The organism is Anabaena sp. CS-542/02, assembly GCF_028331085.1.
Classification (GTDB): domain Bacteria; phylum Cyanobacteriota; class Cyanobacteriia; order Cyanobacteriales; family Nostocaceae; genus Anabaenopsis; species Anabaenopsis arnoldii.
The window spans coordinates 1-24,765 of sequence record NZ_JAQMTM010000062.1; the positions used below are offsets into that span (position 1 = coordinate 1).

A 24,765-nucleotide genomic window follows, 5' to 3' on the forward strand; every position below is an offset into this window, starting at 1 on the left:
AATATTTTCATGGTTCGGTGTCCCCTCGAACTCCGCTTTGCAGCGCTTGTCTCTCAGGCACTTATCCAATATAGCTACTGTCTCTACCTTTGTCAACTCTTTTTTCCCAAAATTTGCAGATTTTTTTTCACGTCTCTGAAAGTCTTATATAGCAAGCCTTTTGAGGTATAATTGGTCTGTATATCAAAATAAAAGTAACTGAGTTGTGAGTAAATTTGGCGTTTTGCCACCAAGGGTAGTTCTAGATCCTTTATTGCGTGGCTGGTTGGTGGAAGATATTGGTCGGGGCGATCGCACTACTCAATCTCTGTTATGCCAAAATGCAAATATAGGAGAAGCTCAATGGGTCGCTAAAGCATCGGGGATAATTGCAGGGTTACCAGTTGCAGCCAGAGTATTTGAGCTTTTAAATGAAAAAGTAAATTTTCTTGCGCTTGTCCCTGATGGTGCAAAGTGTGAACCAGGACAAGTCATAGCAGAAATTGATGGTTCCCTAGATGCGCTGCTCATGGGGGAACGGGTGGCGCTGAATTTGGCTATGGGGTTGAGTGGAATTGCTACTCTCACACATATATATGTAGAGCAAATAGCGGATTTACCCACTCAGTTTGTGGACACCCGCAAAACTACACCAGGGCTGAGATTATTAGAAAAGTACGCATCTGCGGTAGGTGGAGCGGTAAATCACCGCATGGGCTTGGATGATGCTGTCATGATTAAAGATAATCATATTGTGGCAGCTGGCGGAATTGGTGAAGCCATTACCCGCATTCGTTCCCAGATACCCTATCCTCTGACTATTGAGGTAGAGACAGAAACCCTAGAACAAGTGACAGACGCATTAGAACATCAAGCGGACATTATTATGTTGGATAATATGCCTGTGGAGATGATGGGTCAGGCGGTACAGTTAATCCGTCAGCAGAATACTAGGGTGAAAATTGAAGCTTCGGGAAATGTGACCCTAGAGACTATTCGCACTATTGCCGAGACTGGGGTTGACTATATATCTAGTAGTGCGCCCATTACTCAATCCAGGTGGTTAGATTTAAGTATGAAAATTTCAGGTAAATCAATCGACCGATAGCGTACCGTGGATTAATCCGTACTAGTTAGAGCTAAAATAGTCAAGTTTTACAGAAAGTCTCACCATATAGGGAGCGAATAGCCTCCCATAAACAGATAACATTAATATATGAACGCTACACAAGAACAACTAAAACTGAAACTTCAGCAGGCTTTAGTGGCTGCTTTTGGCGGTGACTACGCGGGAGTAGACCCGATTTTAGTGACTGCGAGTAATCCTAAATTTGGTGACTATCAAGCAAATATGGCCTTGTCCCTGAGTAAAAAGTTAGGACAGCAACCAAGGGCGATCGCCTCTGCTATTGTGGAGAAACTAGATGTATCCGAGTTTTGCGAAACGCCAGAAATAGCAGGTCCTGGGTTTATCAATCTCAAGCTGAAAATTTCCTATCTAGAAACACAACTCAACACCATTCAAGCAGATTCTAGGTTAGGAATACCAAAAGCGGAAAATCCAAAACGAGAAGTTGTGGATTTTTCTAGTCCCAATATTGCCAAAGAAATGCACGTGGGACACTTGCGCTCTACCATTATCGGTGATTGTATCGCCCGGATTTTGGAATTTCAGGGACATGATGTTTTGCGGTTAAACCACGTCGGCGATTGGGGTACACAGTTTGGGATGTTAATTACCTACCTGCGGGAAGTTTACCCAGAAGCCCTAACCACTGCTAATGCTTTAAATATTAGTGATTTAGTCAGTTTTTACCGCCAAGCTAAACAGCGCTTTGATGAAGATGAAGCCTTTCAGGACAAAGCGCGACAGGAAGTAGTGAGATTACAAGCAGGTGCAGAAGATACCCTTCATGCTTGGAAACTACTGTGCGAACAGTCACGGCGAGAATTTCAGGTAATTTATGACCTGCTGGATGTGCAATTAAATGAACGGGGAGAATCTTTCTATAATCCCTTACTTCCCAACCTAGTGGAAGATTTAGCCACATCCGGTTTACTAGTAGAGAATCAAGGCGCTAAGGTAGTTTTTTTAGCAGGTTTTACCAACCGAGAAGGTGAACCTCTACCTCTGATAGTGCAAAAATCCGATGGTGGTTATAACTATGCCACAACAGATTTAGCAGCTTTGCGTTACCGAATTCAAGAAGATCAAGCCCAACGCATAATTTATGTGACAGATTCTGGACAAAGTAACCATTTTGCCCAATTCTTCCAAGTTGCTTGTAAGGCGGGATGGGTTCCTGATTATGTAGAACTGGTTCATGTTCCCTTTGGTTTGGTATTGGGGGAAGATGGGAAAAAATTTAAAACTCGTGCCGGTGATACAGTGAGGTTACGGGATTTATTAGATGAAGCTGTGATTCGCGCCCGTACAGATTTAGAAGGTAGATTAAAAGAAGAAGAACGCCCAGAACCTGAACAATTTATTAGTAAAGTTGCTAGGGTAGTTGGTATCAGTGCCGTAAAATATGCTGATTTAAGCCAAAACCGTACCAGTGATTATATCTTCAGCTACGATAAGATGTTGGATCTTAAGGGTAATACTGCACCCTATATGTTATACGCTTATGCACGGATTCAGGGGATTAGCCGCAAGGGTGGAATTAATTTTGGTGAGTTAGGAGACAATGTTCAGGTGTTGTTACAGCATCAAACTGAGTTAGCTTTAGCTAAGTATTTATTACAGTTAGATGAGGTAATTACTGCTGTTGAGCAAGAATTACTACCTAATCGATTATGTGAATATTTGTATGAATTAAGTAAAAAGTTTAATCAGTTTTATGATCGTAACCAGGGGGTACGGGTACTGGAGGCTGAGGAACCACTGCGGACATCCCGGTTAATCTTGTGTGATTTGACAGCTAGAACTTTAAAGTTGGGATTAGATTTGCTGGGGATTCCAGTTTTAGAGAGGATGTAGGAGTAAGTCCCCAGGCGGTTACAATGCCGACCCCACAAAATTTATGTGATGTGATCAATTGTGTATTTCATTTCCATCAAGACAGGTTAACAATCACTGTAGATGGACACAGATCAACACAGATCAATAGATTGTTGAGATGAACTATTCTCCTGAATATCTGCTGCGCTAAAATAAGGGAGTTGGGGTCAAAATCTCTGCTGTTAATTTTCAGAAATAACCAATTTTTACCCAATTTCAGTCACAATGTCTCAAGAGTATAACCAATCTGGGCAGATTCAGCAGATAGCTAGTCTGAAACCCAAACATTTTGCAGATTTAATTAGAGCCGCCCAGTTAATTTTTGACCCGGCGGCGGGGCTAACAGGTAGACATGTACAAGTTAACTGGCTGGATTTTGGCATTCCCCATGATGTTGAGCAAAATTTAAAGGATCTGGGACTCCAATATCAGTATGCTTCTCCCCACATTCCTGGTGATATTATTTGGAGTCAATTAAGTCCGGAAACTAGAATCTGGTTTCTCAACAATAAAGATGACTTGTGGCGGTTTGAGGAAGCTTTCCCCGCACTCGATGAGGACTAGGGTTTGGCGCTGTTTCCTTGTAATTATGAGGTTAGGCAAACCCCCATATTACAATATATACCTTTCAGATCCCGGACTTCTGTAAGCAGACCCAAGAGTTGGGAATTTATGAAAGAAGTCCGGTTTCTAAATGGATCTAAATGCACTAAATGAACCTAATCATCCCAATGCTAAATTTTAGCATCGCTGACTAAACTGTGCAGTTTAATTCGCCGGCTTTTTGGCTAAATCGATGATTTTCTCGGTAATCCACGGGACAATCAATGACAGCCGGTACGTCTTGAGCAAGGGCTTCTTTGAGTACAGGGATTAAATCAGTAGCAGATTCAACCCTGTAACCTTTTAAACCCATGCTTTCCGCCAGTTTGACAAAATCAGGATTACCAAAATGTACAAAAGATGAGTTACCTTTGCCAAATTGATTTTCTTGTTTCCATTCAATTAACCCATAGCCACCATCATTAAAAATTAAGGTGACAAAGGGAGTACCGACTCGTAAGGCTGTTTCTAATTCCTGACAATTCATCATAAAGCCACCGTCTCCAGTAGCCGCTACAACTTTGCGGTTAGGATAAACCAGTTTTGCGGCTAAAGCGCCAGGAATAGCAATTCCCATGGCGGCAAAACCATTAGAAATCAAGCAGGTATTGGGACTATGGCAGTGATAATGTCTGGCAATCCACATTTTATGTGCGCCCACATCAGAAATGACAATATCATCGGGTCCCATAACTTGACGTAAGTCATAAATTAATTTTTGCGGTTTAATGGGAAAACCATCATCATGAGCGTACTGTTCGTAGTCAGCACGAATATTTGCCCTTAAGCCGATCGCATAGGGATTAGGTTTACTCTGTCTATCTGCCAATTTTAAAATTTCATTGAGGGAATCGGAAATATCTCCGAGTACTTCCACACCGGGAATATAACTGCTGTCAATTTCGGCTGAGTTGGCTGCAATATGAATAATGGGAATATTACCTTGAGGATTCCATTTTTTGGGGGAGAATTCGATTAAATCATAGCCAATGGCAATTACCAAATCTGTATGATCAAAGCCACAAGTAATGAAATCTCTTTGCTGTAATCCCACTGACCACAATGTCAATGGATGAGTATAGGGAATTACGCCTTTACCCATAAAAGTATTAGCAACAGGTATATTCATTTGGGTGGCAAATTGCGTAACTGCATCACTGGCATGAGCGCGAATTGCTCCATTACCTACTAGAATAATGGGGTTAACTGCTTGGGAAATGGCTGCTGCAGCTGCCCGAATACAAGCAAAGGAAGCATAGGTTTTTTCGATATTATCCCTTTGTAAGGGTTTGCCTTCTGCAGGCATAGCTGCAATATTTTCTGGTAAATCAATGTGAACTGCGCCGGGTTTTTCAGTTTGCGATCGCTTAAATGCTTTACGTACCACTTCCGGTGTAATACTGGGTCGCACAATCTGTTTATTCCACTTAGTTACTGGGGCAAACATCGCTACCAAGTCCAAGTATTGGTGGGATTCGATGTGCATTCTATCGGTTCCCACCTGACCAGTAATTGCTACTAAAGGCGCACCATCGAGGTTAGCATCTGCTACCCCAGTCATTAAATTTGTAGCACCAGGCCCCAGGGTAGAAAGGCAAACTCCAGCTTTTCCTGTCAAGCGTCCGTAGACATCAGCCATGAATGCTGCACCCTGTTCATGGCGAGTGGTAATGAATTGAATGGAAGAATGTTTCAGTGCTTCTAAAACGTGGAGGTTCTCTTCACCAGGAAGACCAAAAACATATTGTACCCCTTCGTTTTCTAGACACCGCACCAATAATTCAGCTGTATTCATTTGATTTCCTCGCTGGTTATAAATAAGTCTGGGGACTGAGTATTGGAAGAGTTAAATATCTGCCAATACCCCACAATTAATGACTAAATTAGTTCACCCACACGGTTTTCACATTGACGAACTCATGTATACCTTGAATACTCAACTCTCTGCCGTATCCAGACCGCTTAATCCCACCAAAAGGTAAGCGGGGGTCAGATTTAACCATGCTATTGATAAATACAGCACCTGCTGCGATTTCGGAGATTAGGCGATCGCATTCTTGATGATTATTAGTCCAAGCACTAGCACCTAAGCCGAAAGGTGTAGCATTAGCTAGTCGAATGGCGGCATTAATATCTGGTACAGAGAATAATAAAGCAACTGGACCAAAAAATTCTTCCTGGGCGATCGCACTATCTGGGGGGATACTTGTAATGATAGTGGGCGGGTAAAAGTTCCCCGCCAGATGTGATAAAGGATGTCCACCGGTAAGGAGTTTACCGCCACTTTTAATGGCAGTTTGCACCTGTTGATGTAAGTCTTGGAGAATACCAGGGGTTGCTAATGGCCCTATATCCGTATCCGGCTGCATGGGGTCGCCTACTTTGAGCGCCTCAAATTTATCTAGAAGTAAATTTTCAAACTCAGGCGCGATGGACTCCACAATAATAAAGCGTTTTGCTGCTATGCAAGATTGCCCGTTATTCAACATCCGGGCTGTAGTCGCCATGGTAACGGCGGTTTCTAAATCAGCACTTTCTAAAACAATAAATGGGTCACTACCCCCCAATTCTAAAACAGTTTTTTTGATTTGTTGACCCGCAGCCGCAGCTAGGGATGCTCCCGCTGGTTCACTTCCAGTTAAAGTGGCAGCTTTCACCCGGTCATCAGCTATGATATCGGCAACTTTGGCCGCACCGATTAACAGTGCTTGAAAAGCGCCTGGAGGAAAACCAGCCCGGCGGATAATATCTTCAATTACCAAGGCACACTGGGGGACATTAGAAGCGTGTTTCAGTAAGCCGACATTTCCCGCCATCAGGCAGGGGGCGGCAAAACGAAACACTTGCCAAAAGGGGAAATTCCACGGCATTACAGCCAGAACTACACCCAAGGGATCATAGCGCACAAAACTATGACTAGCATCGGTGGGGATGGGAACATCAGCGAGAAAACTCGGTGCTTGTTCAGCGTAGTATTGACAAACCAGGGCGCATTTTTCTACTTCTGCGATCGCCGCTTTATAAGGTTTACCCATTTCCAGGGTGATTATTTGAGCGAAATCGCCTTTTTCTTGCTGTAGAATTGTGGCGGCTTTTTGTAGCCATTGCGATCGCTCAGAAAAACTTGTCTGGCGGTACTGTGCAAAAGTCTGACCAGCCAAATCCAGTTTAGAGGCAATTTCTACATCCTTGAGCGGCTCAAAGACTTTGATTGTCTCCCCGGTGGCGGGATTAATGGTGGCGATAGCCATTACCTGACCTCCCGTTAAATTTCATATCCATATTTCCAGAAGAAATAGAGCTCGAGGTAGCTTCCTAGTCTTACACATAATCTATTGTGCAAGCCATAACCAAATTTTATGATTTTTCTCAGGTGCGATTATTGAATACGGAATAACCGCAATTATTTTTATAATTAAATATACTTGTATTACCCATAAATTTTGTTAAATCAGATACAATCTGAAATATACAAACCCCATTTCCTCTCCTTACCTTGGTAAGGAGAGAAAAGATTGGGAGAGGCTTAAATTAGTTTAACAGCACGCAAACCGAACAGCAGACCTACGGCTACGCCCATGAATAAAGCTAAAAAGCCAATATAAGCTATGACTCCAAACATTGATTTTTCTCCAGAATAAAGCACTATCTCTATTGAATCATGGGGAATGGGGAATGGAAAATTTGACATCTCCCCTGGTTAAAACACAGGGGATTCTAAACTGATGTTGCTACGCAGGGCCAAGCTATGCTACGCAACGTTTACAACGTGATTTACTTAATCTATTAGATTAAGTAAATAATATTGTTTTGGGAGTGTCAAAGCTCCCCTACCCACCTTGGCTAAGGTTATACTTAGCTGTGTGGCTACTTAAGTTGACATCTTTTGGGTTTTTCACCATATTTGTAGATGCCTTTTTTTTCATTTTAACTGAATTTGATAGTATTCTTTAATTTCCTTCATATTTATGGCACCATAGCTGCCGTGTTTGCTCAATGTCCATCTCAAATATCCCATCCAAATTACGATAGAATACACCGCACGCTCGCTTATTTGACTTTGGGTAATGACCTCTGTAATTAACGTAAATCTACCGCAGCAATCTTACGAGATTGCCATAGCTCCATCAAGCTTAGATGAATTAGGTCAGAAAATGTCCACACTGAACCTAGGTAAAAAAGTCTTAGTTGTTTCTAATCCGAGCATTTTTAAACATTACGGTGAGAAAACCGTAAAATCTCTCACATTAGCTGGTTATGAAGTAGCCAGTTACAACCTCCCACCAGGTGAACGTTACAAAACCCTCAACTCCATTGAAAAACTTTATGATGTTGCCTTAGAAAACCGCCTAGAACGGTCTTCAACCATGGTAGCCCTAGGTGGGGGGGTGATTGGAGATATGACAGGATTTGCTGCCGCCACATGGCTGCGAGGTATTAATGTCATACAAGTACCCACCACCCTCCTAGCAATGGTAGACTCAGCTATTGGTGGTAAAACCGGTGTAAATCATCCCCATGGCAAAAACTTAATTGGGGCTTTTCATCAACCGCGATTAGTATTAATTAGTCCAGAAACCCTCAAAACTCTTCCCATGAGGGAATTTCGGGCTGGGATGGCGGAAGTAATTAAATACGGTGTCATTTGGGATGCAGAATTATTTACCCAGATGGAAGGGACTAAACACCTGAATCAACTCCGCTATATGAAGCCGGAATTTATAGAATACATATTAAGCCGTTCTTGTCAAGCAAAAGCTGAGGTAGTAGCCAAGGACGAGAAGGAAGGGGGACTCAGGGCAATTCTCAACTATGGACATACCATCGGTCATGCTGTGGAAAGCCTAACAAACTATCGTTTACTTAAACATGGCGAAGCCGTGGCTATTGGTATGGTAGCAGCTGGACAGATTGCTCTAGAACTAGGAATGTGGACAGATAGAGATAGTAAGCGCCAAAATGCACTAATTGAAAAAGCCGGTTTACCAACTCGACTACCAGCGGGTTTAGAGATTGAGGCAATTATTGATACACTACAACTAGATAAGAAAGTCAGGGACGGTAAAGTTAGGTTTGTCTTACCCACCCAAATGGGTGTGGTGACAGTTACCGATGAAGTACCCACAGAAACTATCCGCAGGGTATTGCAAAGTATGTAGGGTTACCCACCTTTAAGGCGCTGTTCCATACCAATATTGCCTTGCAAGCCCCCTGTGTGCAAGAGTAAGATGCGATCGCCCCTTGGAAACACTCCCTGTTGGAGTAAATTCATCACACCATAGAAAATTTTGGCAGTATATACGTAATCAAGTTGGATGTGGTGTGAGTTTTGAAATTGCTGAGTGAACATGAGGAGATGATCATTAACCTTTGCATAACCACCAAAGTGATAATCATAGATTAATTCCCAAGCTGCGGGGGAGTAACTTGGTGCGGGTAGTCCAGAGTCGAGATACTTCTGGATCAGGTTATGGATTTCCTGAGCGAGAAATTCTGCATTTTTGAGCACGGGAAAACCAATTACTCGTTGTTCTGGATTCAGGGAAAGTACAATACCCGCTAGGGTTGTACCTGTCCCGCAAGCCAAGCAGATAGTATCAAATGCGTCCGCGTAACCCACTATCTCCATACAACCGCGTACCCCGTTCAAATTGCTACCACCCTCAGGAATAATAAATAGGTCACCAAAAGCTTGTTTTAACTCCCCGTGTAATTCTATGCTGTGCTTGTTTCGGTAACTCTCACGATTCAGGTACACTAGCTGCATACCTTGCTGTACAGCAAAACTCAGAGTTGGGTTGAGTGGTAAACTTTCATGTCCACGAATCACCCCGATAGTACGGAAGCCAAACAGATTACCAGCGGCGGCTGTAGCAAATATATGATTAGAATAAGCACCACCAAATGTGAGAACAGTTGAGTAATTTTGTTGATGGGCTTCCCGGAGGTTATATTTTAACTTAAACCATTTGTTACCGTTAACCAATTGGTGCATAGAATCGAGACGTAGTACAGATAAATCTACGCCAGCACTTCGGGTAATCTCATTTTCTATTTTCTCAGTTAAAGGGGGAAAAAAAGGTAAGGACATGGATAAAATTTGACTCAAAGACACAAAACGCAGAAAATCACCCAGACATTAATTTCTGGTTGTAAAAAACTCTCAAATTAAGATTAATAAATACATGGATAATTCAACTAAGCTACCACAAAAGTTAATGCTCCTGGGTTCAGGAGAACTGGGAAAAGAATTTGTAATTGCAGCCCAAAGATTAGGTAATTACGTAATTGCTGTTGACCGTTATCTTAATGCCCCAGCCATGCAGGTAGCTGACTGCCATGAGGTCATTTCTATGCTCAGTGCTGATGAATTAGAAAATGTTGTACAAAAGCATAAACCTGATTTTATTGTCCCAGAAATTGAGGCAATTAGAACAGAGAAATTAGTCGAGTTTGAAAAACGCGGTATTACAGTTATACCCACAGCGGCAGCAACTAACTATACCATGAATCGAGATAGAATTAGGGAACTAGCACATCAAGAATTAGGGATTAGAACTGCTAAATATGGCTATAGTTCTACCTTAGAAGAATTGATTGATGTTTCTGCTCAAATTGGCTTTCCCAATGTGGTCAAACCTGTAATGTCCTCTTCTGGTAAAGGTCAATCTGTTGTCAATAATCAGGAGGAAGTTGCAGCAGCTTGGAATTATGCGATCGCCAATTCTAGGGGTGATAGTCAAAAGGTAATTGTAGAGGAATTTATCAACTTTGAAATAGAGATCACCCTACTTACTATTAAACAGTGGAATGCACCGACAATTTTTTGTGCTCCCATTGGTCATCGTCAAGAAAGAGGGGATTATCAAGAATCTTGGCAACCTGCTGGTATTCCTGAAGACCAGATATTAGCAGCTCAAGCAATAGCCAAGAAGGTTACCGACGCTTTAGGGGGAGCAGGAATATTTGGTGTAGAGTTCTTCATCACCAAAGATGAGGTAATTTTTTCGGAACTTTCTCCCCGTCCCCACGATACAGGAATGGTAACTTTAATCTCCCAAAATTTGAACGAATTTGAATTACATTTACGGGCTATTTTAGGCTTACCAATTCCCCATATAGAACAGTTGGGATCTGCGGCTAGTGCGGTGATTTTAGCTGATAAACACTCAGATAAAGTCGCCTTTACCGGTGTAGCTGAGGCTTTGTCAGTACCCAATGTAGATATTAGACTATTTGGCAAACCTAACTCCCATCCCTATCGACGTATGGGGGTAGCTTTGGCTCAGGGTAATAATATTATAGAGGCGCGGGAGAAGGCTAAAAAAGCAGCTATTCAGGTGAAAATTATTTAATTTTATGAGTGGATACCCACCCAGAAGATCACCGTAAAGCCTTGAATAGTATCAAATACCAAGTATATATCCCATGCACACACCCCCGCTAATTGTCTTTGTAACTACCATTATTACCTGTGGTCTAATCTCCTGTGTGTCGTCAAAAACCGACAGTACTAATAGTGTAAGTTCTCCAGATTTGCAAACGGATAACTCATCTGTGATTACTAACAACAGTAAACCCAATTCAGAAACTATCCTGAATGAAGCTATTAACCGTCAGAAAAGTTTACAGGTTTGCAATTTTGAGTTTAACCCAGAGACTGCGCGGGAATTTTCAGAAGTCTATGTTGGGGAAAATCATCAGCACTTAGTACAGCTACTTTGTTATATGGCTGCTTATCAAGGTACATTTGCTTTCGTGAAAGTAGATACATCCGGGACAGAAATCAAAATTCAACCCCTGGGGTTAGAAATAGCTGGATTTCCCACCTATGAGCCTAAAACTAAGATCCTTGCCAATACTTATAAGTACATTGGTGCTGGTACTTGTACTCAAGAAACTGAATATTATTGGAATGGGGAAGAACTCAGATTAATTAGTTCAGAGAACATAGACCAAATTCCTAACGGTTGTCAGGACTTGGGAGTATTGACCCCTTCAGAAAGTCAGGTAATTACTAACAAGAATATTGGGGTTGCTAAATTGGGTATGACATTAGGGGAACTCAAGGAGATTCTAGGTGAGGGTGCAACATTTGAACCAGTTTCTCTGGGGGTTGATCAAGGGGAAGGAATTAAAGTCAGTCAAGATGGTAGGGTAGAGTATCTGTTAGGTTTTGCTGATGGTGACTTGAAAACAGCTAAGTCTCGAATTACCATGATTACAGTTGAAAACCCTAATTACAGAACAAAGGAAGGAGTAGGCCCAGGTACTCCACTCAAAGCAGCAGTTGCAGCCTACGGACCGGCTACTTTATCCTACAACTTGAATAATGAGGCACGAGAGTATATTAAATTTGCGCGGGGACTGGGTGCAGATGCGGGGGTAGTCATCAGGTCAAATCAGTGGACAATTACAGAATACGCTGGTATGTATACTGATACTCAAGCTGAATTCAACCAAACCCAAAACTACCATGACCATGCAGCTATTGGTTCAATTACCATTAGATAAACCTAAGTCTACAGCTATGCGATGAGCGCAAGCAAAACCAGAAAAGGCGACGGCGTTTAACCCTTGACCGGGAAAGGTACTGTCACCGACACAATAAAGTCCGGGAATGGCTGTACGATTAAATGGCATATTTAATAGTCCCGGTAATTTCCGCCGGGGAATTGGCCCATAAGTTCCATCCTCACGCCCTAAAAAGCGTTGATGGGTGCGGGGTGTACCTACTTCTAGATAATCTAAGCCAGCATCTAATCCAGGGAAAATCTTTTCCAGTCGGTCGATGATTTGCCAAGCTGCAGCTTCTTTTTTGGCCTCATACTCACTTGCAGACATTTCTCGCCAATCATCAATCCATTGAGGTGTAAAGGCATGAATGATATGATAGCCTTCTGGTGCCAATTTTGGATCTAGTAATGTGGGGATGGAAACGAAAAGTGTCCCTGCTGGTGCTGTCATGTTCTCCCAGTCTTCCAGAATTATATGATGACATTCTGTGCTACGAGACAATACTGCTGCGGCTACTCCTATATGTAAACTCAAAAAGCTGGGGGATTTTTTATAGGTTTGTTGCCATTTCTTTTCATTAGCCGGTATTTTCTCTACAGGTAGTAATTTAGTAAAAGTATCCCAACGTGTCGCATTAGAAACTATCCGTCGAGCATGATAAACTTGACCACTAGCCAATTGCACACCGACGGCTTTTCCTTTTTCTAGGATAATTTTTGTAACTCTGGCTTGGTACTTAATCTGACCTCCGGCTTTTTCTAAACCTTCTGCTAATTTTTGGGCAATTTGTCCTACCCCACCTTGGGGATAGTTAACCCCACCATAGTGTCTATCAGCAAATACCATCCCCGCATTAATCATTGGGGTCATGTCAGCTTTGACTACGGACCAGCAATAACACTCTATGTCAATAAATTGCAATAATTGGGGGTCTTTAATATAGCGTCGTGCCACATCTCCTACATTTTGAGGGAGATATTTAACTAAACCAAGACAGGCCAAAGGATGCTGCAAAAATGTCCGCAGCAAATACCGAGGTTCTTCTAATGACAGCAAATCTATGGTATTGAGACAGTTAAATACTTTCCAGCACTCGTCATAAAAGCGACGAATACCTATTTCTTCATGGGGAAAATAAGCAATAAGATGTTGCAAAAAATTATCATAAGTTCGCTCGACTTTGATGTCTAAGCTGGGTAAGTGATAGTGAATCTGTACAGGATCAGTGATTGTTTCTTGACTGACGTTCACAGCGTCTAAAGCGCGGGTGAGTAAGTTGGTAGTACCTTTTTCGCCAAATCCGAAAATCATTGACGCCCCAACGTCAAATCTATAACCCTGGCGCTCAAAGTAACCCGAACTACCCCCTGGAATCAAATAACTTTCTAGTACCAGCACTTGAGCGCCTTTGGCTGCTAACTGGGTTGCGGTTACTAAACCACCAATTCCAGAGCCAATGATGATCACATCCAATGTAGGATTTAGGGATGGAGACATAGGGGCAGATATGCAATAAAATTAACCAATTATTTAGTATTTTATATCACTTTTGATTCTTCGGGTATGGAAATAAAAAGAGGGACAAGCCCGCTACCGCTGGCTAATCCCGTCTGCCGATCCTTAAAGAGAGGAGAACACTAATTAGTAATATAACTTTGATTGATAATATTTGTCAAGTATTAATGAAAATTACTTTCAATAACTTCTGTAGTGTAGATTTTAGCTGTCAGTGGCATACTTGAGGGAGTATGATGGTGTTTCAGATCAAGAAGAAAATTGCCCTATTCCGGCTATGACGGTACAACTGCGCGTTTATGTCCCCCCCCATCCTCTGATTAAGCATTGGTTGGCGGTTGCTCGAGATGCTTCTACCCCTTCGGTGTTGTTTCGTAGTGCTATAGTTGAGTTGGGGAGATGGTTAACTTACGAAGCGGCCAGGGAGTGGTTACCGACCCTGGAAACTGTGGTGCACAGTCCTTTAGATTCGTCTCCAGCTACTTTGATTAACCCAGAAGTCCCCGTGGCGGTTGTGCCGATTCTCCGGGCGGGTCTAGGATTACTTGAAGGTGCTCAATCTCTGTTACCTTTGGCTTCGGTTTATCATTTAGGTTTGGTTCGTAATGAGGAAACTCTCGAACCAGTCTGTTATTTGAATAAGTTACCTGAAAAATTTCACCCGGAAACCAGGGTATTAATCACAGACCCAATGTTGGCGACCGGGGGGTCAATTATGTTTGCTATGTCGCAATTAGTACAACGTGGGGTTGACCCAAGTTTGACTAGAATCGTTTCTGTAGTAGCTGCACCGCCAGCTTTACAAAAACTTAGTGCTGAATATCCAGGTTTAAATATTTATACTGCCACTATTGATGAGATAGTCAATGACAAGGGATACATTGTACCGGGGTTAGGGGATGCAGGCGATCGCATCTTTGGCACATAAGCTAGTATGCAGCTAGGGAAGTTCTTGAAGGCGGTAATATATGAGTCAACGTGATGGTTTTGGTAGTGGTTTTTTAGCAGGGACAATTTTTGGTAGTATAGTTGGTGGTATTATTGGGGCAGTGATTGTTGCCCGACAAAGTGAGGAATTGACAGCAGAATCACCGGAACTGACTAATGGCCAACTCAAAACTAAAAAAGTATCGCCAAAACAACGCCAAATGTTCGTCTCGGATGATGAAGCTATGGAAATGGAAACAGCCAGGCGATCGCTAGAAGATAAAATTGCCCAGCTAAATGCCACAATTGACGAGGTAAGACAGCAGTTAGGAAATGTCAATGGCGGTTCAACCCAGTCAGTCAATGACCGCTCCCTCACCCCAGATTCTTAAAGTGATTGATATTTGGCTATAGTAGTTAATGCGGCAAACCGCACACTTCATGACATGGACTCAAGTAAAATCAATAATAAGACGGTTTTTGACACTTAGCAGGAAAATAACTTATCCATGAACTTACTTTTTACTACTTTGGCAACCTTTGTCAGCTTCTATAGCTACTTGCTAATTATCCGAGTGCTTTTAACTTGGTTCCCCACAATCAACTGGTACAATCAGCCCTTTGCGGCTTTAGCCCAAATCAGCGATCCTTACCTGAATCTTTTCCGCTCAATTATTCCTCCATTGGGCGGTATGGATTTCTCCCCTATCTTAGCCTTCTTAGCACTGAATTTTATTGGTGGCTTACTAAGAAACCTAACCGCCCTTTCATTTGCACAGCCTTTTTAGCAAAAATACCAACTAAATATAAAGTTTTGTAGAGACGTTCCTTTCCAATCGTCTCTACATTGCTTTTTGGGCGAATATTATTAATTCTTAATAATTATTGCCGAACTTGTCTGCTAAATCCAGAGGCTTTAAACTGTTTGAGCTGCAAGGGTTCCGGTTGATTCGCGGCTACAGAAATCCTGATGGCAAAATCACTAATACCCGGCGGAACTTCGGGGATAGAACCCAGACGAGTGCGGTTCTGCATCACTGGGTTATTGTTGGCATCATAAATGCGTCCAAATATATCTGCATCATATACTGTTTTATAAGTAGCGTTTTCTGCCTTACCAGTGACAATAAAGCAGTTAGCTGCCGCACTACCACTGCTGATTACCGATCCTGCTGCCAATTCTGCCGGACAGTCTTGATAAGATATATCAAATAGTTTCACCTGTGTTAGGGCTATAGCTGGAGGTGTAAATACCCAAAATTGCAATAGAGTCAGGAAAGATATAAAAATGACATTAATTCGTGTTCTCATATTTAAGTTTGGTGTCATCGAACTTAACTAAAATTTGTACCGCAGCCGGCAATTTTGTCTAGATTAACTTAGCTGAACTTAATGAGTTGGAGACAGAAAAGGTAATAATTGGGTAAATAAACCCACAGTTGCTATCAACTTATGACTCCAGATGAGATTGAAACAGCCTTGCAAGCAGCTTTTAACAGCTGTGATGCAGCTGGTTGTCCTCTCACTGATATGCAGAAGCAGATATTACTGCGAGTGGTGGAGGAAATTCCGGGAGACCCTAACTTGAAGATATCAGATATGGGTAACCCCTTAGATGAACTTTCTACAGAAGAATTGACAGCTTTTTTACGGTTTGTTAAGAACCAAGAACAGGAAAACTGTAGTTGGAAGGTGCAATTACTCAATGATTGGCTAAATGATCATAATTCGGGAAATGTCCAATTTATTCGCCAACGCTACGGTTTAGGTTGGCTCAATCGTGTCCAATCATATCATTTTAATAAGTATTCTGAGGCTGGGGATACACTCAAGTTGAGAGTAGGCGATCGCATTGAAATTGCCAATGGATTATGGGAATGGGTACAAGACGATGGTCTGTGTCAGCGTGAATGGTTTTCCTGTATTGTCGTCCAAATTGATGAAATAGATGACCCTGATGGTTCATCTATTACTTGTGTAGTTCGCCTCTACAATGGTGCTGAGTACCAAATTCAAGGTGTATACACATGGAATCGCCATAATTGGCGCTGGCCAGAAAAATAACTCTATCTAACGAGGTAATTTTGCACTGCTTGGCGCATCACATCGACAGGTACAGTATCCCGCTGTAACCAGATTTTTAATGCTGCTACACCTTGTTGGACAAGCATTTCTAAACCGTCAATGACAATTGCGCCTTTTTTTTGCGCTTGTTGTAGAAATTGTGTAGGCTGAGGAATATATATCAAATCATAAGCGATCGCACCCGGTGATAAATTTTGCAAATCTTCTTGACTCACAGGTGACTGATTCACGTGGGGATACATACCCACAGGGGTAGTATTTACTAGCAAATTAGCTTGAGGAATTAGCTTTCCTAGGTCTTCCCAGAGATGAATTTGCAATTTTGCTGCTAGGGGTGAATCTCCCCAACTTTTGCCGAACTCAGCTAATTTGTGCATATTCCGCCCCACCACATGAATTTGCGCCAACCCTAGCTGCTGACAACCAGCTACAACCGCCCTAGCTGCTCCACCATGGCCTAAAATGACCGCTGTTTTCTGGCTCCAGTCTTGCTGATAGGTTGTCTGTAAAGGAGCAATAAAACCTTCTATATCCGTGTTTGTACCTACCCAACCCTGATTTTGACGGCTAACGGTATTGACTGCGCCTATAACTTGGGCAATGGGGGAAATTTCTGATAATAAAGGCATAATTGCCTGTTTGTGAGGGATGGTAACGCTAAAACCCACAACATCCATAGCAGCCAAACCCGCTATGGCTAACTCTAAATTTTCTGGTTTAATTGGTAAAGGCAGATAAATATAATCTAGTCCTAATTCAGCGATCGCCGCATTATGCAGCACTGGTGACAAGGAATGTTCTACCGGATACCCAATTACCCCTAGAAGTTGAGTTTTACCTGTAATTACTACTTTATTCATTGGTCATTAGTCACCAGACTGGTGGGGAATACAATTAAATTATTAACAGCTACTTAATATTTCCTTATATCATGCAACTAACCACAGCTTCCTCTACAAATCCCATTCCTGGTCAATATTGGCAGTGGCGGGGTCATAATATATACTACGTCCACAGGGGAGAAAAACAACCCCAACGTCCACCCTTGCTGTTAGTCCATGGTTTTGGCGCATCCACAGATCACTGGCGCAAGAATATCACAGGACTGTATCGAGATTTTGAAGTATTTGCCATTGATCTGTTAGGGTTTGGGCGTTCAGCAAAACCGAAACTCCAGTACAGCGGTGATTTATGGCGCGACCAACTGGCTGATTTTATCAGTGAAGTTATTGGTCAGAAGACCATACTAGCAGGTAACTCCCTGGGTGGGTATGCTTGTTTGTGTGTAGCAGCAAAATCTCCTGATCTTGCGGCCGGTTTAGTCTTACTCAACAGTGCTGGACCGTTTAGCGAAAACCCATCTATTTCTGAACCTGAAGCATTACAATCACAAATTCAACCCCCTAAACAACCTTCTGGGTTACAAAAACTCTTAGGTGATTCCGTGAAGTGGACTTTTCAGCAACGTTTCGCCCAGTTGCTGTTATTTGAATATGTACGACAACGTTGGGTAATTCGCCGCACCTTAAAAAAAGTTTATCTAGACCACAGTGCAGTCACAGACCAATTAGTAACAGAAATTGCCCGACCAGCTTATGATCCTGGTGCTTTAGATGTATTTGTTTCCGTTTTTAGCACCCCCCAAGGGGAAAAAGTTGATGTGCTGTTAAAACAGTTAACTTGTTCCCTGTTATTATTGTGGGGAGAAGCTGACCCTTGGATGAATGCCAGAGAACGTTCCCAGAAGTTTCGTCAATACTATCCTCAACTAACAGAACATTTTCTGACTGCAGGTCATTGTCCCCATGATGAGGTACCAGAACAGGTCAACCGGCTTTTACGGGATTGGGTGGAATTGAAAAAAGATTAGAACAACTAAAAGCGGTTAAAAATCTAAGGATTAGATTTTTAACCGGGTTTTATGGGTTTACAGGTTTCCAATTCTTGAAGTTAATTATTTGAGAGGTAAAAATAAGGTTTACAGAGCATCTAGCAATATCAGCAATATGATTTGGCTACAAGAGCAACATGATTTTGAGCGCCACTTGGTTTTGATTTGCTGATATTCACTTGGGTGTATGACGGGGGGACACACAGTCATTTACCCTGGGTTGTTTATTGCGTCCTTATGTTGAAGATACCACTAACTTGATGATATTCAAACCTCAATTTACGAAACTTGATATTTTCTTCTGGTTAATTATCAATCATCAGAACTGGTAAGTTAATCAAGTATACAAACTCACTCCCACAACTGACATGAGGTTTACACAGAGATCACAAATTTAAAATTCACACACACAGCCAACTCACGCCACTTTTACCAACCTTAAATTATCATTTTTGAATGTGCTGCTCTAAAGTTTCAATTAAGGTAGGTTTTAGTACCGCACCCACAACTATATCAACTTGTCTTCCCCCCTTAAATATCATCAGCGTCGGAATAGTACGAATACCGTAATGACTAGCAACGGTGGGATTTTGATCAGTGTTTAACTTCGCCACTTTTACCAGTCCTGCGTATTCCCCAGCAATCGCATCTACAACCGGAGACACCATCCGACAAGGACCACACCAAGGAGCCCAAAAGTCCACTAAGACTGGAATTTCACTTTCCAGTACTTCTTTTTTAAATGTGGCTTCTGTGACATTGATAATGGATGACATAATTGCCTCCTGATTAATTCATTGATTTGATTTTGTCGAATAAAGAAAATATAGGGCATTTAAAAAAATGATGCAATTACAAAAATCTTATAATTAACTCAAGATGTTAAAATATAGTATTAGCAGTGGTCGTGAGGTACAAAGTTTTTCACTTTTAGGGAACAGGGAACAGGGAATAGGGAATAGGGAATAGGGAATTGGTGTGTACTTCATGAGCCTGAAAAAGGCTATATAGCTATTTTATCAATGGGCGATAGTGCCACCACAGAATTAGGAAAATCTTGTCAGCCATCGTAAGAATTGTTTTGATGTTGGTGTTAATAATGTACGGCGATAAGTATCTGCCGCTTTTCTAATAGCTTCTGCTTGAGTTGGGTAGGGATGAATTACATTAGACAGACCATTTAAACCAATTTTATTGACAATGGCCGTGGTTATTTCACTGATGGTTTCTCCAGCATGACGAGAAACGATTGTTGCGCCTAAAATTGTATCAGAACCCCTCTGGTGATGAATTTTAACAAAACCATCCTCTTCACCATCTGCGATCGCCCGGTCTACACTACTAAAAGGAATCTTAATAGTATTAATCTTTATACCTTGTTGTTGAGCCTCCTGTTCATACATTCCCACATGAGCAATTTCTGGGTCAGTATAAGTTACCCAAGGGATGACTAAATTACTAAGTTTGTATCTTCCTAAACCAAAAGGTGAAAACAAAGTATTTTTAATCACAATTCGAGCCGCCGCATCAGCTGCGTGAGTAAACTTCCAGTTCATACAGATATCACCAGCAGCATAAATTTTGGGGTTAGTGGTTTGTAAATAGTCATTAACTTTCACTCCCTGGTGGTGATTGTATTCCACTCCCACTGCTTCTAAATTTAAACCTTCGACATTAGGTATGCGTCCTGTAGCAACTAAAATCTCATCCACTGTGATTGACATCGGCGAGCCGTTGCTGAGAAAATATATCACTTTTCCCTCAATACTCTTCTCGATATGATCTATTTGGCTATTTAAAACCAAGTGTATTTTTTCCTTGATAAAACAGTTTTGCAGAATTTCTGCCGCTTCGGGATCTTCTTTATTTAAGATGTGAGAATCCTTATGGAATAATATCACTTGGGATCCCAGACGCTGGAAAGCCTGAGCCAGTTCACAACCAATAGGTCCACCGCCAATCACAGCCAAGCGTTTGGGGAGTTCAGTCAGTGAAAATACCGTTTCATTAGTGAGAAAACCAGCCGCTTCCAGTCCCTTAATTGTGGGTCGCATAGCTCTAGCACCCGTAGCAATCACAGCTTTTTTGAAGCGGATTTTTTGGCTATCAACCTCAATAATATTATCACTGGCAAAATGACCGCTTCCCAAGAAAACATCAACCCCAAGGTTGCGAAAGCGAGTCGCAGAATCATGATGACTGATACCTGCTCTCACCTTTCGCATCCTTTCCATAACTTGAGGAAAATCAACTTGTATCTGTTGTGAGGTATGAATACCAAAAGCCTCACCACCCCAAATTTCGCCCACTACACGAGAAGACCGGATCATACATTTTGAGGGAATACAACCAAAATTTAAACAGTCTCCCCCCATCAAATGCTTTTCAATTAAAGCAACTTTTAATCCCACATCTAAACCTGCTGCGCCTGCTGCTACCACCAATCCAGCCGTACCGGCACCAATTACAACTAAGTCGTAACAATCAACAGGTTGAGGATTGACCCAATGGGGAGGATGAACGTGAGCAACTAATTGCTGATTGTGTTCATCCGCTGGTGGGATAGTTAATTTTGTCCGTGGTAAATTTGACATTAAAGCTTTTCCTATCTGTCTAATCAATTACACACCAATTTATTCTCTGTTCGGTGTGTTCCCTAAAACTAAAAAACTTTGGAGATCACGAGCATGGGAAATGCTATATTTACGATTGTTTATCTAATACTTGATTTTCTAAAGCCTTGCGAGCAACTTTAGTAATATATACTGTCACAGTAACCGTGGCTATGAAGCCAAGAATCCGAATTAACCACTGTAAACCGGGGTTATCAGGTTGAGATACGGTACCAATCGCGGCCAGATTACCAGCCAAGGAACCGACGTAAACATACATAATTGTTCCGGGAATCATACCAATAGATCCGAGAATGTAATCTTTGAGGGTAACTCCGGTAACACCATAGGCGTAGTTCAGAAGATTGAAGGGGAATACAGGAGAGAGTCGGGTCAACAAAACAATTTTCAATCCTTCTCTACCAACAGCTTCGTCAACAGCCCTAAATTTTTGATTACCTGCTATTTTCTTAGCAACCCAACCCCTGGCTAAATAGCGTCCAACTAAAAAAGCGGCTGTGGCTCCTATAGTGGCACCAATGAAGACGTAGATCGAACCCATAACCAGACCAAACACAACACCTGCACCAAGAGTAAGGATTGACCCTGGCAAGAAGGCGACCGTGGCAATAATATAAAGTAGGATAAATGCTAATGCTCCCACAGCACCAATACCATCTATCCACTGTAAAGCATTTCGCAATAACATTTGGGCATCGAACCCAGCCGCATTTTGGGCAGATTCCTCACCCCAAGCGGGTTCAGCCACAAGTGCGACAGTAAGGCAAAATACCATCAGCATCAAAAAAACAATACTAGAAGGCTTTTCCAAGTTTTTATTGATCATTTTCAAAACCCAGTCGTTTGACTTCTGCCCAAGGGTACTAAAGCCACGATTTCTGCTTGCTTGAGCCGCAGCAATATGGCGATTTGTTGTGTATCTACATTCATGAGTAGAATGTATTGCCTAAATGAACAGGCGCGGCAGGACTCGAACCTGCGACAGTCCGCTTAGAAGGCGGATACTCTATCCAACTGAGTTACGCGCCCAAGCTAGCATAGTAGCTTTTTACGAAATCACTTTCGTGATTGTATCATCATCTAGTACCAAAAAGCAAATGAAAATTGTGGATGCCAAAAAAACGCTTTGATCTCACGAGAAACCCCATGGGGTGGATAAGGGTTGACAATCACAGATGTGGAAGTTTTCTTTGGGTCAGCAGATCAAATACAGTGGGTTTATAGCCACAGACAGAGCAAGCCCTACTGACTCCTACTTCATTGGTGAAAATATTTTTGAAGTCTTGGCTTACTTGGGTGTCAGTGTTTTATGCTGGAAGAATTGGCGTCGCCTGCAAATACTCACTCAATATTTGGCATGGATTTGCCACTAGTATATTTTCTTATTTCTTGGGAGGGCTAATTTTCGGTTACACAGAAATAATTATAGACCAAAAACTAGATGTGTCCATTATTGATGTGTTGTTTTATGCTGACTTATATTTCCCTTGACGTAAGGATGATTTTAGGTTTGGCTTCCCAAAGTATAAATTTAGAAAAATTCCAGTTGCTCATTGTCTCAGACATTGCAAGGTTTGCTACCTTGTTAGTAGTATGGTGGATTTCTATGGAACAGACAGCACCCTCAAAGCCTCTAGTTGGTAGCTTCAATTGGTTTGAGGTACTCGACGATGTGGTTTTATTAATTATTGCCTCTGGGAAGGCTAATGGCATTTTTGGCGGGAAAATCCGTCAAATATTGGAGAATGGTTGCACAGGCCGCTTTTTGGATCTACATTGCAGATATATGGTTTAAGTATGCTCAAGGGTCAAACTATCAAAGTGGAGAAATGCTAGAAGTGTTTTGGGTATTTAGTGGAGTGTTATGTCCTATGGGCTCTGTCCTAGAAGATAACCCATCCTTTAGCCGAACTCCGCAGGAGCGCGGTCGCAAACGAGCTTAGAAAATTTGGTGTCTACCGTGAGAAAATTAACAGAGCCTGACAAACAAGAAATTCTCAAGTTATATCGAGAAAGTGCCGAAACAACATCAACTTTGGCGGAACGTTATGGTGTAAGTAACTCGACAATTAGTCGCCTACTCAAAAGCACCTTACCAGAAGATGAATATGAATATCTGGTTTCTCTCAAACGTGCAGCCAGGACTCCTGAAGGTCGGGCGCAGGTAAGTTACACCCAGTTACCTTTCTTAACTCAACCAGAGCCGGAGCCAGATCTGCCAAGGCAGGAAAAAGCAATCCCTCGCTTGAGATTACCAGATATCTCCCCGCAAAAACCGGTGCTCGAAGAACGCCAACCGCAGGAAGAGGAGGATCTCAGCCCCTCTATAAGACGAGTCCGTCGGCGTTCTTCGGCAGAAGAGAAACCAAAGTTACGTACAGCAAAGCGATTAGAAATAGTCGAACCCCAGCCCGGTGAACTGGACGGTATTCCTGCTCCCCTGTTAAAGGAAGAACATCCTCAGGTAAGTGTTATTTCCCACATGCTAGTCGAGGATTTGCTAGATGAGTCAGAGGATTTGTCAGATTTAGAGGATGATTTAGACGAGGAAGACTACGAGGACGACTATGAGGAGGAGGAGGAGGATCTAGAGGATTCAATGCCTTTAGTTACAAGACGAAGGGTGAATGAGCTAGCTGTCCAAGTCTTGCCATTTTCCGCAGCACAGTTGCCAAAAAGTTGTTATTTGGTAATTGATAGATGCTCGGAGTTAATTACCCGACCTCTGAAGGATTTTGGCGACTTGGGACAAATTCCTAACTTAGAAACCTTGCAAAGAACTTTGCCAGTATTTGATAACCATCGAGTCGCAAAGCGCTTCTCTACCAAGCGCGATCGCGTAATTAAAGTTCCCGATAGTAAAGTACTACATAAGGCTAGTACTCATCTCCAAGCCAAGGGGATTACGCGACTGTTGATTGATGGTCAGGTGTACTCTCTGTCTATGGTCTAAAATTTATGGAGATACCTGCTCATTATGGTGTAGTGCTGGTGACAACTGCCAACAAGCAGGAGGCAGAAACAATTGCTAATGCCCTTGTAGAAGCTCAACTGGCTGCCTGTGTCAGTCTGTTGCCAATCCATTCTATTTACTCTTGGGAAGGAGAAATATACAAAGAGTACGAGTGGCAGTTGCTGATTAAAACTGATTTGGCCTTATTTTCCAGTTTGGAAGCCAAAATTCGGGAACTCCACTCTTACGAGGTCTCAGAAATCATAGCTTTACCTATTGTTGCCGGTTCGCAAGCCTACTTGCAATGGATTTCTCAACAGCTTAAATCCTACTAGCATCTCACCCGTAAATTGCGCAAAACTACCGCAGCCAATTGGCTTTAGGCGTGGGGAGTGTCAATGTAATACTGCTGTAAATATCCACCATAAAACTAACGGTGATGCTAGGAATTAATCTTAGCCGAATTAGTAGAGCTAGTCCTAAGCTGACTATTTTATAGACAAAAGTATACTTATGTGGACAAGCATTGACATAAGTGAGTTAAGAAAATCGCCCACTTGATATATAATACGATATCAAGTATTGAATTAAGACTATTGCCAACGCGAAAACCAAGCAATGATAGCGGTAGTCTTTCTTGTAAATCTTAACTTGAGAA

Annotated in this window: 25 protein-coding genes and 1 tRNA gene; 15 read left to right on the plus strand and 11 right to left on the minus strand. The window is 42.1% G+C overall.

Annotation, left to right across the window (positions count from 1 at the left end; genetic code table 11):
* Nucleotides 1-205: 205 nt before the first annotated feature.
* The 3 genes from nadC to PN447_RS06290 all read left to right on the plus strand — a co-directional run bounded on the left by nadC (nucleotide 206) and on the right by PN447_RS06290 (nucleotide 3,547).
* Nucleotides 206-1,087, plus strand: a complete 882-nt coding sequence (nadC, locus tag PN447_RS06280) for a carboxylating nicotinate-nucleotide diphosphorylase (protein ID WP_271761726.1) — start codon at nucleotides 206-208, stop codon at nucleotides 1,085-1,087.
* Nucleotides 1,088-1,195: 108 nt separating this feature from the next.
* Entirely contained in the window at nucleotides 1,196-2,962 is a 1,767-nt protein-coding gene (gene argS / locus PN447_RS06285) for an arginine--tRNA ligase (RefSeq protein WP_271761728.1), read from the plus strand.
* Nucleotides 2,963-3,208: 246 nt separating this feature from the next.
* A complete protein-coding gene (locus PN447_RS06290) occupies nucleotides 3,209-3,547 on the plus strand; it encodes a hypothetical protein (protein ID WP_271761730.1) in 339 nt (112 codons plus the stop codon).
* A gap of 190 nt (nucleotides 3,548-3,737) precedes the next feature.
* On the opposite strand, the gene PN447_RS06295 is transcribed toward PN447_RS06290, so the two are convergent.
* The 3 genes from PN447_RS06295 to petL form a co-directional block, all read right to left on the minus strand.
* Nucleotides 3,738-5,381 carry an acetolactate synthase large subunit gene (locus PN447_RS06295; RefSeq protein ID WP_271761732.1) on the minus strand — a complete coding sequence of 548 codons (1,644 nt, stop codon included), beginning with the start codon at nucleotides 5,379-5,381 and terminating at the stop codon, nucleotides 3,738-3,740.
* A gap of 88 nt (nucleotides 5,382-5,469) precedes the next feature.
* Entirely contained in the window at nucleotides 5,470-6,837 is a 1,368-nt protein-coding gene (locus PN447_RS06300) for an NAD-dependent succinate-semialdehyde dehydrogenase (RefSeq protein ID WP_271761734.1), read from the minus strand.
* Between the two features lie 275 nt (nucleotides 6,838-7,112).
* Complete coding sequence (petL, locus tag PN447_RS06305) at nucleotides 7,113-7,208, minus strand: cytochrome b6-f complex subunit PetL (RefSeq protein WP_200989640.1); 96 nt, start codon at nucleotides 7,206-7,208, stop codon at nucleotides 7,113-7,115.
* 445 nt (nucleotides 7,209-7,653) lie between these two features.
* Between petL and aroB the strand changes: the two genes are divergently transcribed.
* Nucleotides 7,654-8,745, plus strand: coding sequence for a 3-dehydroquinate synthase (gene aroB / locus PN447_RS06310; RefSeq protein WP_271761736.1), 1,092 nt, complete (start codon nucleotides 7,654-7,656; stop codon nucleotides 8,743-8,745).
* Between the two features lie 2 nt (nucleotides 8,746-8,747).
* Here aroB and PN447_RS06315 read toward each other — a convergent pair whose 3' ends face one another.
* Complete coding sequence (locus PN447_RS06315; RefSeq protein ID WP_271761738.1) at nucleotides 8,748-9,677, minus strand: 1-aminocyclopropane-1-carboxylate deaminase/D-cysteine desulfhydrase; 930 nt, start codon at nucleotides 9,675-9,677, stop codon at nucleotides 8,748-8,750.
* 94 nt (nucleotides 9,678-9,771) lie between these two features.
* On the opposite strand from PN447_RS06315, the gene purT reads away from it, so the two are divergent.
* Together purT and PN447_RS06325 are read left to right on the plus strand one after the other, a co-directional pair.
* Entirely contained in the window at nucleotides 9,772-10,941 is a 1,170-nt protein-coding gene (purT, locus tag PN447_RS06320; RefSeq protein ID WP_271761740.1) for a formate-dependent phosphoribosylglycinamide formyltransferase, read from the plus strand.
* 73 nt (nucleotides 10,942-11,014) lie between these two features.
* Complete coding sequence (locus PN447_RS06325; RefSeq protein ID WP_271761741.1) at nucleotides 11,015-12,100, plus strand: hypothetical protein; 1,086 nt, start codon at nucleotides 11,015-11,017, stop codon at nucleotides 12,098-12,100.
* On the opposite strand, the gene crtH is transcribed toward PN447_RS06325, so the two are convergent.
* Nucleotides 12,083-13,600, minus strand: a complete 1,518-nt coding sequence (crtH, locus tag PN447_RS06330; RefSeq protein ID WP_271761742.1) for a carotenoid isomerase — start codon at nucleotides 13,598-13,600, stop codon at nucleotides 12,083-12,085. The two genes, PN447_RS06325 and crtH, sit on opposite strands and share 18 nt — an antisense overlap.
* A 295-nt stretch (nucleotides 13,601-13,895) precedes the next feature.
* Here crtH and upp point away from each other — a divergent pair, with 295 nt between their 5' ends.
* The 3 genes from upp to PN447_RS06345 all read left to right on the plus strand — a co-directional run bounded on the left by upp (nucleotide 13,896) and on the right by PN447_RS06345 (nucleotide 15,333).
* On the plus strand, nucleotides 13,896-14,546 hold the full coding sequence (gene upp, locus PN447_RS06335) for a uracil phosphoribosyltransferase (RefSeq protein ID WP_271761763.1): 651 nt from the start codon (nucleotides 13,896-13,898) through the stop codon (nucleotides 14,544-14,546).
* 40 nt (nucleotides 14,547-14,586) lie between these two features.
* Nucleotides 14,587-14,937: a hypothetical protein gene (locus PN447_RS06340; RefSeq protein WP_271761743.1), complete on the plus strand. Its 351-nt coding sequence runs from the start codon at nucleotides 14,587-14,589 to the stop codon at nucleotides 14,935-14,937.
* Nucleotides 14,938-15,054: 117 nt separating this feature from the next.
* On the plus strand, nucleotides 15,055-15,333 hold the full coding sequence (locus PN447_RS06345; RefSeq protein WP_271761745.1) for a YggT family protein: 279 nt from the start codon (nucleotides 15,055-15,057) through the stop codon (nucleotides 15,331-15,333).
* 94 nt (nucleotides 15,334-15,427) lie between these two features.
* On the opposite strand, the gene PN447_RS06350 is transcribed toward PN447_RS06345, so the two are convergent.
* Nucleotides 15,428-15,856, minus strand: a complete 429-nt coding sequence (locus tag PN447_RS06350) for a biotin carboxylase (protein WP_271761747.1) — start codon at nucleotides 15,854-15,856, stop codon at nucleotides 15,428-15,430.
* A 141-nt stretch (nucleotides 15,857-15,997) separates the two neighbouring features.
* On the opposite strand from PN447_RS06350, the gene PN447_RS06355 reads away from it, so the two are divergent.
* Nucleotides 15,998-16,609, plus strand: coding sequence for a hypothetical protein (locus PN447_RS06355; RefSeq protein ID WP_271761749.1), 612 nt, complete (start codon nucleotides 15,998-16,000; stop codon nucleotides 16,607-16,609).
* Nucleotides 16,610-16,611: 2 nt separating this feature from the next.
* Here the strand turns inward: PN447_RS06355 and PN447_RS06360 are convergent, their stop codons facing one another.
* Nucleotides 16,612-17,490, minus strand: a complete 879-nt coding sequence (locus PN447_RS06360; RefSeq protein WP_271761751.1) for a shikimate dehydrogenase — start codon at nucleotides 17,488-17,490, stop codon at nucleotides 16,612-16,614.
* A gap of 71 nt (nucleotides 17,491-17,561) precedes the next feature.
* On the opposite strand from PN447_RS06360, the gene PN447_RS06365 reads away from it, so the two are divergent.
* Complete coding sequence (locus tag PN447_RS06365) at nucleotides 17,562-18,500, plus strand: alpha/beta fold hydrolase (RefSeq protein WP_271761753.1); 939 nt, start codon at nucleotides 17,562-17,564, stop codon at nucleotides 18,498-18,500.
* Nucleotides 18,501-18,967: 467 nt separating this feature from the next.
* On the opposite strand, the gene trxA is transcribed toward PN447_RS06365, so the two are convergent.
* The 4 genes from trxA to PN447_RS06385 all read right to left on the minus strand — a co-directional run bounded on the left by trxA (nucleotide 18,968) and on the right by PN447_RS06385 (nucleotide 22,183).
* On the minus strand, nucleotides 18,968-19,297 hold the full coding sequence (trxA, locus tag PN447_RS06370; RefSeq protein ID WP_271761754.1) for a thioredoxin: 330 nt from the start codon (nucleotides 19,295-19,297) through the stop codon (nucleotides 18,968-18,970).
* Nucleotides 19,298-19,567: 270 nt separating this feature from the next.
* Nucleotides 19,568-21,115, minus strand: coding sequence for a mercuric reductase (locus PN447_RS06375; RefSeq protein ID WP_271761756.1), 1,548 nt, complete (start codon nucleotides 21,113-21,115; stop codon nucleotides 19,568-19,570).
* A gap of 109 nt (nucleotides 21,116-21,224) precedes the next feature.
* Nucleotides 21,225-21,980, minus strand: coding sequence for a TVP38/TMEM64 family protein (locus tag PN447_RS06380; protein WP_442867081.1), 756 nt, complete (start codon nucleotides 21,978-21,980; stop codon nucleotides 21,225-21,227).
* Nucleotides 21,981-22,109: 129 nt separating this feature from the next.
* Nucleotides 22,110-22,183 (minus strand) — tRNA-Arg (locus tag PN447_RS06385).
* A gap of 146 nt (nucleotides 22,184-22,329) precedes the next feature.
* On the opposite strand from PN447_RS06385, the gene PN447_RS06390 reads away from it, so the two are divergent.
* The 4 genes from PN447_RS06390 to cutA all read left to right on the plus strand — a co-directional run bounded on the left by PN447_RS06390 (nucleotide 22,330) and on the right by cutA (nucleotide 24,442).
* Nucleotides 22,330-22,527, plus strand: coding sequence for a hypothetical protein (locus tag PN447_RS06390; RefSeq protein WP_271761758.1), 198 nt, complete (start codon nucleotides 22,330-22,332; stop codon nucleotides 22,525-22,527).
* A gap of 95 nt (nucleotides 22,528-22,622) precedes the next feature.
* Entirely contained in the window at nucleotides 22,623-22,949 is a 327-nt protein-coding gene (locus PN447_RS06395) for a hypothetical protein (protein ID WP_271761760.1), read from the plus strand.
* 165 nt (nucleotides 22,950-23,114) lie between these two features.
* Nucleotides 23,115-24,107: a transposase gene (locus tag PN447_RS06400; RefSeq protein ID WP_271761761.1), complete on the plus strand. Its 993-nt coding sequence runs from the start codon at nucleotides 23,115-23,117 to the stop codon at nucleotides 24,105-24,107.
* 5 nt (nucleotides 24,108-24,112) lie between these two features.
* Nucleotides 24,113-24,442, plus strand: a complete 330-nt coding sequence (gene cutA, locus PN447_RS06405; protein ID WP_271732821.1) for a divalent-cation tolerance protein CutA — start codon at nucleotides 24,113-24,115, stop codon at nucleotides 24,440-24,442.
* The last annotated feature ends 323 nt before the right edge of the window (nucleotides 24,443-24,765 follow it).